This is a genomic window from Shinella zoogloeoides, assembly GCF_033705735.1.
GTDB classification, from domain to species: domain Bacteria; phylum Pseudomonadota; class Alphaproteobacteria; order Rhizobiales; family Rhizobiaceae; genus Shinella; species Shinella zoogloeoides_A.
Window position 1 is genome coordinate 3113180 of record NZ_CP131130.1, and the last position, 15650, is coordinate 3128829.

The window sequence follows — 15650 nt, forward strand, 5'->3', positions numbered from 1 at the left end:
GATCAGAGCAAATAGCCCTCGTTTGAAGATTTGATGACAGTGCCGTTCACGGTTGCCTGCCATCCACCGTCCTCGCCGCGATCGACGCGGATCGAAAGCTTCCGTCCGTCGAGCGTGAGGGTGGCGCTGTAGCCGTTCCATGCCGCCGGAAGCACCGGATCGACGAAGAGACGGCCGCCTTCCTTGCGGACGCCGAGAATACCCTCGACAGCCGCCCGGTAGAGCCACCCGGCCGAGCCCGTGTACCAGCTCCAGCCGCCCCGCCCGGTGCGCTCGCCGACACCGTAGACGTCGGCCGCCACGACATAGGGCTCGACGCGGTAGCGTTCGGCCGCCTCCGGATCGAGCGCATGCCTGACCGGGTTGAGGAGATCGAAGCAGGCATAGGCGTCGTCGCCCCTCCCCTGGCGCGCCAGCGCCAGGACGACCCAGGTCGCCGCATGGGTATACTGGCCGCCGTTTTCGCGCACGCCCGGCGGATAGGCCTTGATGTAGCCCGGATCCTGCGGGGTTTCGGCAAAGGGCGGCGTGAACAGGCGGATGATGCCGTTTTCCTTGTCGACGAGTTCGGCCATGACGGCGTCCATCGCCTGCCGCGAGCGCGCGGGCTCGCCCTCGCCGGAGAGCACGCTCCAGCTCTGGGCGATGGAATCGATGCGGCACTCGGCACTTGTCGCCGAGCCCAGCGGCGTCCCGTCGTCGTAATAGCCGCGACGGTAGTAGCCGCCGTCCCAGCCCGCCGTTTCGAGCGCTTCCTTCAGCCGGCCGAGATGGCCTTCCCAGATTTCGGCGCGGCCGTGATCGCCCCGTTCGCGGGCGATCGGCAGGAAGCCGCGCAGGGTGCCGGCGAGCAACCAGCCGAGCCAGACGCTCGTGCCGCGGCCTTCCTCGCCGACGCGGTTCATGCCGTCGTTCCAGTCGCCGCCGAGGATCAGCGGCAGGCCGTTCTCGCCGGTGCGCCGGAGCGCGAGATCGAGCGCGTGGGCGCAATGGTCATAGAGCGAGGCCTCTTCCGACGAGCGGTCGGGCTTGAAGAAAGCATCGTGCTGGCCCTCGGCGAGCTGCTGGCCCTCGATGAAGGCGAGCCTTTCCTCGAGCAGCCCGCGGTCGCCGGTCACCCGGCAATAATACTCCACCGCATGGGCGAGCCAGACGACGTCGTCGGAGATCATCGTGCGCACGCCGGCGCCGGTATCGGGCAGCCACCAGTGCTGCACGTCGCCTTCGACGAACTGGCGGGCCGCCGCGTTGAGGATCTGCGTGCGGGCCAGCTCCGGGTGATGCATGATGAAGGCGAGCGTATCCTGCAGCTGGTCGCGGAAGCCATAGGCGCCGCTCGCCTGGTAGAAGGCGGTGCGCGCCATGATGCGGCAACCGAGCGCCTGATAGGGCAGCCAGTCGTTGACCATCCGGTCGAGCGCCGCATCGGGCGTCTTGACCTGGAGCGTGCCGGTGAAGCGCTCCCAGAAGGAGCGGACCGACGCCATGACCGTATCGAAATCCGCCGCCCGGCTCTTGCCGGCCAGCGCGCGGGCGCTCTCCGCATCGGCGGTGTCGCCGAGCATGAAGAGGAGCTCGCGCTTCTCGCCGGGCTTCAGCGTGATGTCGACGGCGAGCGCCGCGCAGGGATCGCCGATGCCGTCGGCACTGCCGGAAAGCGGCTGCCCCGCCGCAACGGCCGAAGGAAGCACGATATCGCCGGTGCGGCCGATGAAATCGCGCCGCCGCGCCGTGAAGCCCGCCACCGGCGCATTGACGCCGAAGAAGCTGGTCCGGCCGGAGAATTCGAGGCTGTAGGGATTGGTCGCAAGGAGCGCGCCGCTTTCCTCGTCATGGCTCGTCACGACGAAGGGCGCCGTCTTGGCGGAATTGTTGCCAAGCACCCATTCGACATAGCCGTAGACCGTGAGACTGCGCGCCGTCTCGCCGGTATTCTTCACGACGAGGCGCGAATATTTCACCGGGTCCTCGGGATCGACCGTCTGGACGAGATCGAGCTCGATGCCGTCCTCCCAACTGCGGAAGGCCGTGTAGCCGAGGCCGTGCCAGGTCTCGAACTTCACCGTCCGCTTGCGTGAAAGGGCGGCGAAGGGCGTCATCACGGTGTCGCGGTCGCGGTCCCGCACATAAAAGGCCTCGCCTGGGCGGTTGATGACCGGGTCGTTTGTCCAGGGCGTGAGCTGGAAGTCGCGCGAATTGCGGCTCCAGGTGAAGCCGGCGCCTTCCGCCGAGACGTGGAAGCCGAATTCGCGGTTGGAGATGACGTTGATCCACGGCTGCGGCGTCGCCTCGCCGCCGCGCAGGCGCACGGCATATTCGCGCCGGTCGACGTTGAACCCGCCGAAGCCGTTCCAGAAGGAAAGGCCCTCGCCATCGATGGCAACGGGCTCGCCTTCCGGCACCGGAAGCTTCGGCACGATTGCATCCGCATCCGCCTTTGCCTCCTCCTCGCCGCGCGGCGTCGAGAAGAGCGAGACGGTGCGGGCGATCTGGTCGGAAAGCGTGCCGTTGCGGGCGTGGAAGACGGCGCGGGCCGTCGCCAGCAGCGCCTGCCAGGTGGAGACCTCCATCAGGTCGCGGCGCACCGTGAAGACATGCTGGCGCACGCCATCCGACTGGCCGCGCATGCGCAGCGCCTCGCACATCTGGTCGAGCGTGTGCTGCATGTCCTGCGCATAGGAGGCGGCGCGCTCGTTGAGGATCACGAGGTCGGCGGTGACGCCGCGGTGACGGAGGTATTCCTGCGCGCGCAACGCCCCGCGGGCGACATCGAGGTCGATCTCGTCGTTGATGCGTACGATGAAGATCGGGAAATCACCGGAAATCGCCAGCGGCCAGAGCGCCGACTGCGCCTTGAGCCCCGTCTCAATCGTGCCGGTATCGGCCCGCAGATGCATGTCCGGATAGGTCAGGTACTTACCGAGCATCTGGAAGCTCGCCGCCTCCTGCGAGGTGACGCCGACATGGCGCATATGCACCTGCGAGCGCGTCCAGGCATGGATCATCTCGTGGTTGAAGGCATCTGGGTGGCGATAGCGGTCGATGGCGGCATCCACCTCGGCGCGGCTCGGCGCAGCGATGGTCCAGAAGATGACCTTGACCTTCTTGCCGGCCGGAACGCGCACCACGCGGCGCAGCGCCAGGATCGGATCGAGCGTGAAGCCGTCCGTGCCCGAGAGCTGAGCGCCGGCGTCGAAGGCGGCGGCGGTCGGCAGCGAGCGCCCGCGGCCGATGAAGCGGCGACGGTCCGTCTCAATCTCTGTGCGGCGCGAGGGGCCGGCATTGTCGACGATGAGATGGGCGATCGCCATGTCCGGCTCGTTCGGATTGCGCTTCTGGCGCTCCGCGCGGATGACATCGCCGCGCTTGCCGATTTCGGTGCGCACGAACATCTTCGAGAAGAGCGGGTGGGCGTTGTCGGCGTCGTCCGTCGCGATGACGGGCTCCATATAGGAAGTCACCTCGATGAAGCGGTCTTCCGTGCCGGTGTTGAGCAGGGTCAGGCGACGGCCCTCGGCATCGTGCTCGGTGGCGACGATGCACTCGACCTCGCTGGTCAGCGTGCCGACGGTCTTGATGAACTCCGCCTTGTCGTCGCCGAACTGGGTCTTCGTCACCTCGCCCTCGATGCGCCGGGGCTCGGCGGTGGCGGACCACCATTCGTTCGTCCCCATGTCACGCAGGAAGAGGAAGGAGCCCCAGCGGTCTTCCGTCGGGTCGGGCTTCCAGCGGGTGACGGACTGGCCGTTCCAGCGCGAATAGCCCGCGCCGGTCGCCGTGAGCATGACGGAGTAATGGCCGTTCGACAGGAACACGGTCTCGCGCTCGCGGGAGATCGGATCCTTGAAGATGCGGATTTCCGGACGCAGCAGGTCGGCCTGCGTGCTGCCGACGGTTTCCGGCTCGCGCTTGGCGTTGATGACCGGGATGTCACGCGGCGCCTTTTCCTGCAGCAGCAGTTCGGCGGCCTCGATGACGGGATCCGAATGGAAGCGCTCGCGCAGCACGCCGTTGAAGACGACATTGGCGACAGCGGCGATGGACATGCCGTGATGGTGCGCCATGTAGTTCCTCACCACCGCGCAGGTCTTGCCCTCCGGCACGCGCGTCGGGGTGAAGTCGACGGCGTCATGGAAACCGTAGACGCCGAGCGCGCCGAGCTTGCGCAGGCGCTCGAGATTCTCCAGCGCCGCCTTGGGCGCATATTGCGTGGCGAGGAGCGACGCGTAGGGCGCGATCACCGCGTTCTGGCCGAGGCCGCGCTTGAGGCCGAGCGTCGGCACGCCGAAATTGGTGTACTGATAGGTCAGCTCGTGGTCGCGGGCGTTGAAGGCCGCTTCCGAGATGCCCCAGGGCGTGCCGAGGCGGCGGCCGTGGTTCATCTGCTCGACGACGACGAGGTTGTTCGTCTGGTTGAGGATGCCGCCCTGACGCTCCTGCATGACGAGCGGCGGCATCAGGTATTCGAACATCGAGCCCGACCAGGAGACGAGCGCGCCGCGCGAGCCGACCGGAACGACCGGGCGGCCGAGCTTGTACCAGTGCTCGGTCGGCAGGTCGCCCTTGGCGATGGCGAAGAGGCTCGTCAGGCGCGCCTCGGAGGCAAGCAGGTCGTAGCAGGCCTCGTCCAGCTCGTTCGTCTCGACGCGGTAGCCGATGGAGAGGAGGCGCCGTTCCTGGCGGAAGAGGAAGCCGAAATCCATCGAGAAGGCGATGTCGCGCGCCCGGTCGCGCAGCACGGCCAGCCGGTCGCGCAGCGCCTCGATGCTGCCGAGGTCGAAGACGCTGTCGGCGATATGCGCCTCGCAGGTCGAGACCAGCGCGCCCGCCCAGTGCACGACCTCCGCGCTCTGCGGCGACTTGATCTCGTGGTCGAGATTAACGATCAGCTTGTTCACGTCGCGCGCCAGCACCGAAAGGTTGATGACGCGGATCGAGGCGAATTCGTGCTCGCGCTTGACGGCGGCGAGCGCGTTGTGGAAGCCCTCGATGCGCTCCTCGATGAGGCGACGCAGCGGGCGCACGGTCTTGCGGTCGTCCGGAAGCTGCTTGAGCGTTTCCGAAAGGATCGCGGCGACGTCGCCGATGCCGTCGAGGCTGCCTTGGAGATGCGCAGACGGGGCTTCGGCCCATTCGCGGCACATGGAGGAGATGGCGATGAGGTGACCGGCGAGGTTGCCGCTGTCGACCGCCGAGACATAGCGCGGCCCGAGCGTTTCCAGCGTATTGGTGCGGTACCAGTTGTAGAGGTGGCCGCGGTATTTCGGCATGCCGTCGATGGTGGCGACGGTCTGCTCGAGGCGACGAACCGTCTCCTCGAAGCTCAGCCAGCCGAAATCGCGCGCCGAGATGACCGAGAGCAGGTAGACGCCGATATTGGTCGGCGAGGTGCGCTCGGCCAGAACCGGCTGCGGTATTTCCTGGAAGTTGTCCGGCGGCAGGAAATGCTGCTCGGCGGTGACGAAGGTCTCGAAATAGCGCCAGGTGCGTCGCGCGATCTTGCGCAGCTCGGTCGCGACATGGTCGGAAACGACGAGCTGGTCCTCCGTCTCCGCCGTCTGGCTAACGGACCAGGCGATCATCGGCGAGAGCATCCAGACGAGCGCGAAGGGAACGCCGATGAAAGGCAGGCCCGTCTTGGAGATCATGGCGAGCGCGACGGAGAACACCGCGAGCGCCGGCGCCTGCCACATGGACTTGTAATGGGCGAGGATGCCGCCGCGCGCGCCGCTGTCGGCCTGCGCGGCCGTGCGCCATTCCAGCATCAGCTTGCCGCTGATGAAGGTGCGGTAGAGCGAGCGCACGATGGCGTCCGCCATCAGCGCCGCCGAATGGGCGATGAAGACGATGCGCAAGGCGACCTGCGCATTGGCCGCGCGGATATCGGAGAAGACGCGGTGCACATGGGCGCGGGCGACGATGTCGCTGCGGCGCGGCATGATGCCCGAAATGAGCGAGAGCGTCGGCGCGACGAAGAGCAGGAAGATCAGCACGAGCTGCCAGATCAGCGCCTGGCGCGGCTCCATGTAGTACCAGCCCATGACGGAGGCGACGAGCCAGCCGATGGGAATGAGGCTGCGGCGCAGGTTGTCGTACATCTTCCAGCGGCCGAGCATGGGAATGCCGCTCGACGGGCCGAAGAGATAGGGCAGCAGCTGCCAGTCGCCGCGCGCCCAGCGATGCTGGCGCGAGGTCTCGACGCCGTAGCGCGTCGGGAAGTCCTCGACGAGCTCCACGTCCGTCACCAGCGCGCAGCGCGAGAGCGAACCTTCGAGCAGGTCGTGGCTGAGAACGGCGTTCTCGCCGATCCGCCCCTTCACCGCCGCCTCGAAGGCGTCGACATGGTAGAGGCCCTTGCCCGTGAAGGTGCCTTCGCCGGCAAGGTCCTGGTAGACGTCGGAAACGGTGAAGACATAGGGGTCGACGCCGCGGTCGGCCGAGAAGATGCGCTGGAAGGTGGAGGCCTCCTTGCCCGTCGTCAGCGAGGGCGTGACACGCGGCTGGAGGATGGAATAGCCGGCGACGATCTCGCCCGTCGCCTCGTCGATGACCGGGCGGTTGATCGGGTGGTGCATCTTGCCGACGAGCTTGGTCACGGCATCGCGCATCAGGCGCGTGTCGGAATCGAGCGTCATGACATATTTGACGTCGGCCGGAACGACATTGGCGCCCGGCAGGAAGGTCGTGTCGCCGTCGCCGCGCAGGAGAAGATTGAGCTCGTGCAGCTTGCCGCGCTTGCGCTCCCAGCCCATCCACGCCCCTTCGGAAGGGTTGTAGAGGCGGCGGCGGTGCAGGAGATAGAAGCGCGTGCGCCCGTCATAGGCATAGCGGGCCGAAAGCGTCGCGATCTCGCGCTTGGCATATTCCAGGACGTCGAGATCGGCCGGCGTCTCCTCGCTCTGGCTGTCGGCCCAGTCACTGACCAGCGCGAAATAGATCTCGCCGCGCGGATTAGCCAGATAGTGAACTTCCAGGTTGCGCACCAGCTCGTCCACATGGTCGCGCTTGGAGATCAGACAGGGCACGACGAGCAGCGTGCGCGCATCCTCGGGAATGCCGTCCTTGAACTCGTATCCGACGAGCCGCGAGGGCGTGACGAAGAAGGTGACGAGCGTGTTGAAGAGACCCGTCGCACCTTCCGAGGCCGGCAGCGCGAAGAGGACGAGCATGATCAGCCATGCGCCGTTCGGAATGTCGAGCTGGTCGAGGAAATAATAGACCGCGATCATCGCCAGCAGCGTGAGGATGATGTTCGGGCCGGCGATGGCGAGCCAGTCGAGCTTGCGCGTCAGGCGCACGACGCGCTGGACGAGCGAGGGGCGGTAGCCGATGCGCTTTTCGAGAAGCTTGCGCTTCTTGCCGACGAGGAAGGCGCCGACATTGGCCTCGTAGTCGGGATCGTCCCCATGGGCGGCCGCGTCTTCGGCCGTCATGGCGATGGCGGTCTCGGTGACCTCCAGTTCCGTCTTGCCGGAGCGGCGGGCGAAACGCTCGATCGTGTTGCGGTACTTGTTGCGCGAGCCGAAATCGAGGTCGCTGTAGTCCGAACTCTGGCGCAGCGCCTCGTCGAGGCGGCTGACGCTCTCGAACCAGACCGGCCATTCGGTGTCGTCCACCGTGCGCAGGCTCTTGATGAGCGAGCTCATCGTCACGTTGCCGGAGGACAGGCGGTTGTTCTCCGCGACGATAAGCTCTTCGAGGTCGCTGCCGCGGCTCTCGATCCTGCGCTCCAGCCACTGGATGACCGCGCCGGAAGCCTGAAGGCCGTCGCGCAGGCGATAGAGAAGCTGGATGACGAAAGTATTGTCCTCGACGAAGCTCTCCAGCGAGCCGAGATAGGCGATGCACTTTTCCGGATCGTTGAGGCGGATCAGCTCGTCGGCCACCTCGTTCGCCTTGAAGCGCATCTTGCGCGAGCGCTCGACGCGGCTGGAAATACGCCGCAGATTCTCGAGCAGCACGAAGCGGATGAAGGAGGGCAGCGCCCAGAGTTCGCCGATCTTCAGCGCATCGAGCTTCTGGAAGCCCTGCACGAAGGCCGTCAGGCTTTCCACCGACACGCCGCTATGGGTATGGGCGACATAGAGCCAGGCGATGGCCAGCGTGCGGGGAACCGGCCTGCCGTCGATCTCGATGGTCGGCAGTTGCCGGAAGAAGCGGCGAGGGAAGTCGCGCCGGACCTCCTGGATCGCTTCCTCGATGACGTAGTAATTGTCGAGCAGCCATTCGGCCGCGGGTGTGATCTGCGCACCGGCCTCCACGTCCCGTGCGGTCGCCTGGTAGACGCGGAAGATCTCCTTCTCGTTCTCCTTGTGCCGCGGGCGGAACTCGAAGGGCTGGTAGCCGGGCAGGGCCGCCGTCCTGTCGCGCGCAAGCGCTTCGCCGCACTCGGCCAGCTCCTCCAGCGTCAGATAGGTGGCGCGGATGGAATCGTTGTAGTCGATGTGCTTGGCATCGGCATCACGCGGGGCTTGCGGCGTATTGTGAAGGGGCATGTTTCTGATTCTGGATCCGGCCATGGTGAGCCAACCGGCGGCGGCCTTGGCGCCGGAGGGTTTGTCGCGGACAGGCTTCGTCTCGGCGCCGCGATCAGCCATGACACCGGGCGGCGCCCTCGGGGCGCTTCACGGATGGAACTGGCTCAGGCGACACGCTGATTGGCATCCTGGCCGCGTGGTGCATGAAAACGGCATTTTTTAGCCGTAAGGACAGAGACTTGCAACATGTCAACAGGACCGGATGGCGCAGCATGGACCCTCATCTGCGGTTTTGGTGAATCCCTGCGCCCCTCGTTTGACGCGAGGGAAGACAGGATACTGGCGAAGCGCAACGCGCAACCGCGCGAAAAGTTCCTGTGGGACATTACAACCGCCCTTTCCGGCAACCTTGGGGCAGTCCGGCTGCAATAGCGCTCGCAACGAAACGCCGATCCGGGTATTGCCATGAACAACCCCTTGGCGGCTTCTTCCGCCGGGCGTTGAATCGATCTGCGCGAATGAACACATATTGACATAAAGATATCTTTATGTGATCTCCAACATACGATTTGTCAGTACCGGAGGGCTCCCATGGCCAATTCCCACCTGGACACCCTGTTCGGCCCCGAACAGCCGCCGCGCGACGGCAGCGAAGTCCTGGCCGCGCTCAAGGCTGCCGCACAGGAGCGCATCCTCGTGCTCGACGGCGCCATGGGCACGGAGATCCAGACGCTCAAGCTCGTGGAAGAGGACTTCCGCGGCGACCGTTTCGGCGACTGCGCCTGTCACCAGCAGGGCAACAACGACCTCCTGACGCTGACGCAGCCGGCCGCCATCGAGGACATCCATTACCGCTACGCGCTGGCCGGCGCGGACATCCTCGAGACCAACACCTTCTCCTCCACCACCATCGCCCAGGCCGATTACGGCATGCAGGACATGGTCTATGAGCTGAACCGCGACGGCGCGCGCCTTGCCCGCCGCGCGGGCCTGCGCGCCGAGCAGAAGGACGGCCGCCGCCGCTTCGTCGCCGGCGCGCTCGGCCCGACGAATCGCACCGCCTCCATCTCGCCGGACGTCAACAATCCCGGCTACCGCGCCGTCACCTTCGACGACCTGCGCACCGCCTATGCCGAGCAGGTGCGCGGCCTCATCGACGGCGGCGCCGACATCATCCTCATCGAGACCATCTTCGACACGCTGAACGCCAAGGCCGCGATCTTCGCCACCCGCGAGGTCTTCGAGGAAAAGGGTATCCACCTGCCGGTCATGATCTCGGGCACGATCACCGACCTTTCCGGCCGCACGCTGTCCGGCCAGACGCCGGAGGCCTTCTGGAACTCGGTGCGTCACGCAACGCCCTTCTCCATTGGCCTCAACTGCGCGCTGGGCGCCAATGCCATGCGCGCGCATCTCTCCGAGATTTCCTCGGTCGCCGAGACCTTCGTCTGCGCCTATCCGAATGCCGGCCTGCCCAACGCCTTCGGCAAGTACGACGAGACGCCGGAGGAAATGGCCGACCAGATCGAAGGCTTCATGCGCGACGGCCTCGTCAACATCGTCGGCGGCTGCTGCGGCTCGACGCCCGCCCATATCCGCGCCATCGCGCAAGCCGCCGCGCGCCACAAGCCGCGTCAGATCCCGGATATCCCGCGCCATATGCGCCTGTCCGGTCTCGAGCCCTTCACGCTGACGGAAGCCATTCCCTTCGTGAATGTCGGCGAGCGCACCAACGTCACCGGCTCGGCGAAATTCCGCAAGCTGATCACCGCCGGCGACTATGCGGCCGCCCTCGACGTCGCCCGCGACCAGGTGGCCAACGGCGCGCAGATCATCGACATCAACATGGACGAAGGCCTCATCGATTCCCAGAAGGCGATGGTGGAATACCTCAATCTCATCGCCGCCGAGCCGGACATCGCCCGCGTTCCCGTGATGATCGACTCGTCCAAGTGGGAGATCATCGAGGCGGGCCTGAAATGCGTTCAGGGCAAGCCGCTGGTCAACTCGATCTCGCTGAAGGAAGGCGAGGAAGCCTTCCTGCGTTATGCCAGGCTCGTGCGCGCCTACGGCGCCGCCGTGGTCGTCATGGCCTTCGACGAGAAAGGCCAGGCCGACACCAAGGCGCGCAAGGTGGAGATCTGCACCCGCGCCTACAAGCTGCTGACCGAAGTCGCGGGCCTCGCCCCGGAGGACATCGTCTTCGACCCCAACATCTTCGCCGTCGCCACCGGCATCGAGGAGCACGACAATTACGGCGTCGACTTCATCGAGGCGACCGCCGAGATCACCGCGACGCTGCCGCATGTCCACATTTCCGGCGGCGTCTCGAACCTCTCCTTCTCCTTCCGCGGCAACGAGCCGGTGCGCGAGGCGATGCACGCCGTGTTCCTCTACCACGCCATCCAGGCGGGCATGGACATGGGCATCGTCAATGCCGGTCAGCTCGCCGTCTACGACACGATCGAGCCCGAGCTGCGCGAGGCCTGCGAGGACGTGGTGCTGAACCGCGTGCCCAAGACCGGCGGCACCGCCACCGAGCGCATGCTGGAGATCGCCGAGCGCTTCAAGGGTGCGGGCGGCAAGGAAGCCAAGGAGCGCGATCTCGCCTGGCGCGAATGGCCGGTGGAGAAACGGCTGGAGCACGCCCTCGTCAACGGCATCACCGAATTCGTGGAAGAGGACACGGAAGAGGCGCGGCAGAAGGCCGAGCGCCCGCTCCACGTCATCGAAGGCCCGCTGATGGCCGGCATGAACGTCGTCGGCGACCTTTTCGGCGCGGGCAAGATGTTCCTGCCGCAGGTGGTGAAGTCCGCCCGCGTGATGAAGCAGGCCGTCGCCGTGCTGCTGCCCTACATGGAAGCCGAGAAGCTCGCCAATGGCGGCGGCGGCGACGAACGCCAGAGTGCCGGCAAGATCCTGATGGCGACCGTCAAGGGCGACGTGCACGACATCGGCAAGAACATCGTCGGCGTCGTGCTCGCCTGCAACAATTACGAGATCATCGACCTCGGCGTCATGGTGCCGGCGACGAAGATCCTCGAGACGGCGAAGGCCGAGAAGGTCGACATCATCGGCCTTTCCGGCCTCATCACCCCCTCGCTCGACGAGATGGCCCATGTCGCTGCCGAGATGGAGCGCGAAGGCTTCGACATCCCCCTCCTCATCGGCGGGGCGACGACGAGCCGCGTGCACACGGCCGTCAAGATCCACCCGCGCTACGAGCGCGGCCAGGCCGTCTATGTCACGGATGCCAGCCGCGCCGTCGGCGTCGTCGGCAGCCTGCTGTCGGCGGAGATGAAGCCCGGCTATGTCGACACCCTGAAGGCCGAATACCGCAAGGTCGCCGACGCCCATGCGCGCAGCGAGGCGGAAAAGCAGCGCCTTCCCATCGCAAGGGCCCGCGACAACGCCTTCAAGGCCGACTGGTCGGCCTATGAACCGAAGACGCCGTCCTTCCTCGGCACCCGCGTCTTCCAGGACTGGGACCTTGCCGAACTCGCCCGCTACATCGACTGGACGCCCTTCTTCCAGACCTGGGAGCTGAAGGGCGTCTATCCCCGGATTTTCGAGGACGAGAAGCACGGCGAGGTGGCCCGCCAGCTCTTTGCCGACGCGCAGGCGATGCTGAACCAGATCATCGCGGAAAAATGGTTCACGCCGAAGGCCGTCGTCGGCTTCTGGCCGGCCGGCACCGTCGGCGACGATATCCGGCTCTTCACCGACGAGGCGCGCGACAAGGACCTCGCCACCTTCTTCACGCTCCGCCAGCAGCTCTCCAAGCGGGACGGCCGGCCGAACGTGGCGCTCTCCGACTTCGTCGCGCCCGTCGACAGCGGCCGCAAGGACTATCTCGGCGGCTTCGTCGTGACGGCCGGCATCGGCGAGATCGCCATCGCCGAGCGCTTCGAGCGGGCGAACGACGACTACAACTCGATCCTCGTCAAGGCGCTGGCCGACCGCTTCGCCGAAGCCTTCGCCGAGCGCATGCACGAATATGTCCGCAAGGAACTGTGGGGCTATGCGCCGGACGAGACCTTCTCGCCCACCGACCTGATCGGCGAGCCCTATGCCGGCATCCGCCCCGCGCCGGGCTATCCCGCCCAGCCGGACCACACGGAGAAGACGACGCTCTTCCGCCTGCTCGACGCGGAAAAGGAGATCGGCGTCGAACTGACGGAAAGCTATGCCATGTGGCCGGGCTCCTCCGTCTCCGGCCTCTACATCGCCTCGCCCGAAAGCTACTATTTCGGCGTCGCCAAGGTGGAGCGCGACCAGGTGGAGGACTATGCGCGCCGCAAGGGCATGGCGGTCGGCGATGTCGAGCGCTGGCTCGGTCCCGTGCTCAACTACGTGCCGACGACCGTGCGGGAAGACGCGGCCTGAGACCTCTCAGGCCGTCGCAAGGTTGAGCAGCAGCACCATGGCATAGCTGGCGACGACCAGCAGGCCGAGCGAAAGCACGACCGTCACCGTCACCCGTGGCCCGGCGCGCAGGACGCGCTTCAGGTCGATGCCGAGGCCGAGCGCGGCCATGGAGAGAATGGTCAGCACGGTGGCCGCTTTGCTCATGGTCCCGGCAAGCCCGGCATCGATGAGACCGAAGCTGCGCGCGAAAAGCATGGCGAGGAAGCCGAGGATGAACCACGGCACCAGCCGGTGCAGCGCCGGCCGGCGCCCGCCCGCCTTGCCCGAGACGAGCGACAGCACGAAGACGACCGGCCCGAGCATCAGCACGCGCATCAGCTTGACGAAGGTGCCGATCTGGATGCTGAGGGCCGAGACCGGGGCGGTGGCGGCCAGCACCTGCGGCACCGCATAGACCGTCATGCCCGCCATCACCCCGTAGCCCGTCGCCGACAGGCCGAGCAGCGGCACCAGCGCCGGCAGCAGCAGCACCGTCACCATGCCGAGCACCGCCGTGAAGGCGATGGAGGAGGCGACGTCCTCCGCATCCGCATGGATGACCGGCGCGGTCGCGGCGATCGCGGAATTGCCGCAGATGGAATTGCCGCAGGCGACCAGCAGCGCGACACGGCGCGAAAGCCCGAGCCCCCGGCCGATCCCGTAGCTGGCGACCAGGACCATCGCAACCACCGCCGCGATGGCGGCGATCAGCGGCAGGCCCATGCCGGCGATCGCCGCCGCGCTGACGCCGGCGCCGAGCAGCACGATGGCGACCTCCAGGAAATACTTGGCCGAGAAGGCGATGCCGGGATCGAAGGCCTCCGGCCGGCGCAGGAAGAGGCGCACGAGCGAACCGATAAGGATCGCCAGCACCAGAGCCTCGATCCACGCGCCGCCCGTCAGCCTGAGTTCGGCGCGTTCGGCGGCGAGCGCGAGGCCGGAGACCAGCGCCGAGAGAAGCACGCCCGGCGCCAAAGCGCGAATTCCAAGGATCGGATGTTTTTTGGGTGTTTTTTCCATGCGCAGATCAATGCGCTTGAAAAACCATTCGATCCATCGGCAAATATCTGATGTTTCATTCGATTGGATCGAACGATGATGACATTGGAACAACTTCGCATCTTCACCGCCGTGGCGGAGCGCGAGCACCTCACCCGGGCTGCCGAGACGCTGCACCTCACGCCGTCGGCGGTGAGCTCGGCGATCCGCGTCCTGGAGGAGCGCTACGGCATCGCCCTTTTCCACCGCACGGGCCGGCGGATCGAGCTGACGGAGGCGGGCCTTGCATTCCTGCCCGAAGCGCGGGCGACGCTGGCGCGCGCGACGAGCGCCGACCTCTTCCTCACCGAGATCGGCGGCCTGAAGCGCGGCACGCTCGCCATCGCCGCCAGCCAAACGGTGGGCGGCTACTGGCTGCCCCCGCTCCTCATCCGCTTCCACGAGACCTATCCGGCCATCGACATCCGCATGGTGGGCGGCAATACGGAGCAGGCGGCAGAGGCCGTTCTGGAGGGGCGGGCGGAGCTGGGCATCGTGGAGGGCGAGGTCGATCACCCCGCATTGTCGCAGCGCATCGTCGCCCGCGACCGGGTGCTCGTCGTCGCACCTCCGGGCCATCCCCTCGCCGGCCGGCCGGTCACGCCGGACGAACTGACGCAAACCCGCTGGATCCTGCGCGAACCCGGCTCCGGCACCCGCAGCGCGCTGACCTCGGCTCTCGACGAAACGGCGCTGGATATCGCGCTGTCGCTGCCCTCCAACGAGGCGGTGCGCAGCGCCGTGCTGGCCGGCAACGCCCTGACGGCCGTCTCAGAATATGTGGTGCGGGACGACCTTGCCGCCGGCCGGCTCGCGCTGGTCGCCTTCGACCTGCCCGAGCGCGCCTTCCGCCTGCTGCGGCACAAGGAGCGCTACCGCTCCAAGGCCGCCCTCGCCTTCGAAAAGCTGCTTTAAAGCAGTTTTACGCCCGGAATTGCGTCGCTTCGAGGAAAAGCGGAAATACTCTAGTCGCCCCTGCCGCGGAACCGGCGCTGATAGCCGGGATCGTAAAGTGCGCTCTCGCGGAAATCCGCCGCCGCGAGCGTGCGGCCGACAAAGATCAGCGCCGTGCGCTCGATGGGCTCTTCCGTCACTTTTGCCGCGATATCGGCAAGCGTGCCGCGCACGACGCGCTCGTCCGGCCAGGAGGCCTTGACGACGATGGCGACCGGGCAATCGGCGCCATAGAGCGGCGTCAGCTCTTCCACGACCTTGTCGAGCGCGTGGATGGCAAGGTGGATGGCGAGCGTCGCCCCCGTCGCGCCGAACCCTTCCAGCGTCTCGCGGTTCGGCATGGGCGAGGCGCGGCCGGAAACGCGGGTGAGCACGAGGCTCTGCGCGACGGCCGGGATGGTCAGTTCGCGCCCGAGCGCGGCGGCGGCGGCGGCGAAGGAGGGCACGCCCGGCGTCATCGTATAGGCGAGCCCATGTTTCTCCAGCCGGCGGATCTGCTCGGCGACGGCGCTCCAGACGGAGAGATCGCCGGAATGCAGCCGCGCCACGTCCTCGCCCGCTTCGGCGGCGCGGATATATTCCGCCTCGATCTCGTCGAGCGACAGCGGCGCCGTATCGACGATGCGCGCGCCCGGCGGGCAATATTGCAGCAGCTCCGGCGAGACGATGGATCCGGCATAAAGGCAGACCGGACATTTGCCAATGAGATCGCGGCCGCGAACGGTAATGAGGTCGGCCGCGCCCGGGCCGGCGCCGATGAAGTGAACGGTCATG

At 66.7% G+C, this 15650-nt stretch carries 5 protein-coding genes; 2 read left to right on the forward strand and 3 right to left on the reverse strand.

The window, feature by feature from the left end; translation table 11 throughout:
* Window positions 1-2: 2 nt before the first annotated feature.
* The gene (locus ShzoTeo12_RS15455) at window positions 3-8495 is read right to left on the reverse strand and encodes a GH36-type glycosyl hydrolase domain-containing protein (RefSeq protein WP_318910254.1); all 8493 of its coding nucleotides are present in this window, start codon (window positions 8493-8495) and stop codon (window positions 3-5) included.
* A gap of 573 nt (window positions 8496-9068) precedes the next feature.
* Between ShzoTeo12_RS15455 and metH the strand changes: the two genes are divergently transcribed.
* Window positions 9069-12863, forward strand: coding sequence for a methionine synthase (gene metH, locus ShzoTeo12_RS15460; RefSeq protein ID WP_318910255.1), 3795 nt, complete (start codon window positions 9069-9071; stop codon window positions 12861-12863).
* 6 nt (window positions 12864-12869) lie between these two features.
* Here metH and ShzoTeo12_RS15465 read toward each other — a convergent pair whose 3' ends face one another.
* Window positions 12870-13904 carry a YeiH family protein gene (locus tag ShzoTeo12_RS15465; protein WP_318910256.1) on the reverse strand — a complete coding sequence of 345 codons (1035 nt, stop codon included), beginning with the start codon at window positions 13902-13904 and terminating at the stop codon, window positions 12870-12872.
* A gap of 78 nt (window positions 13905-13982) precedes the next feature.
* Here ShzoTeo12_RS15465 and ShzoTeo12_RS15470 point away from each other — a divergent pair, with 78 nt between their 5' ends.
* Window positions 13983-14837 (forward strand): LysR substrate-binding domain-containing protein, encoded by an 855-nt coding sequence (locus ShzoTeo12_RS15470; RefSeq protein WP_413251155.1) that lies wholly within the window; start codon window positions 13983-13985, stop codon window positions 14835-14837.
* 50 nt (window positions 14838-14887) lie between these two features.
* On the opposite strand, the gene cobM is transcribed toward ShzoTeo12_RS15470, so the two are convergent.
* Complete coding sequence (gene cobM / locus ShzoTeo12_RS15475; RefSeq protein ID WP_318910258.1) at window positions 14888-15649, reverse strand: precorrin-4 C(11)-methyltransferase; 762 nt, start codon at window positions 15647-15649, stop codon at window positions 14888-14890.
* Window position 15650 lies beyond the last annotated feature (1 nt).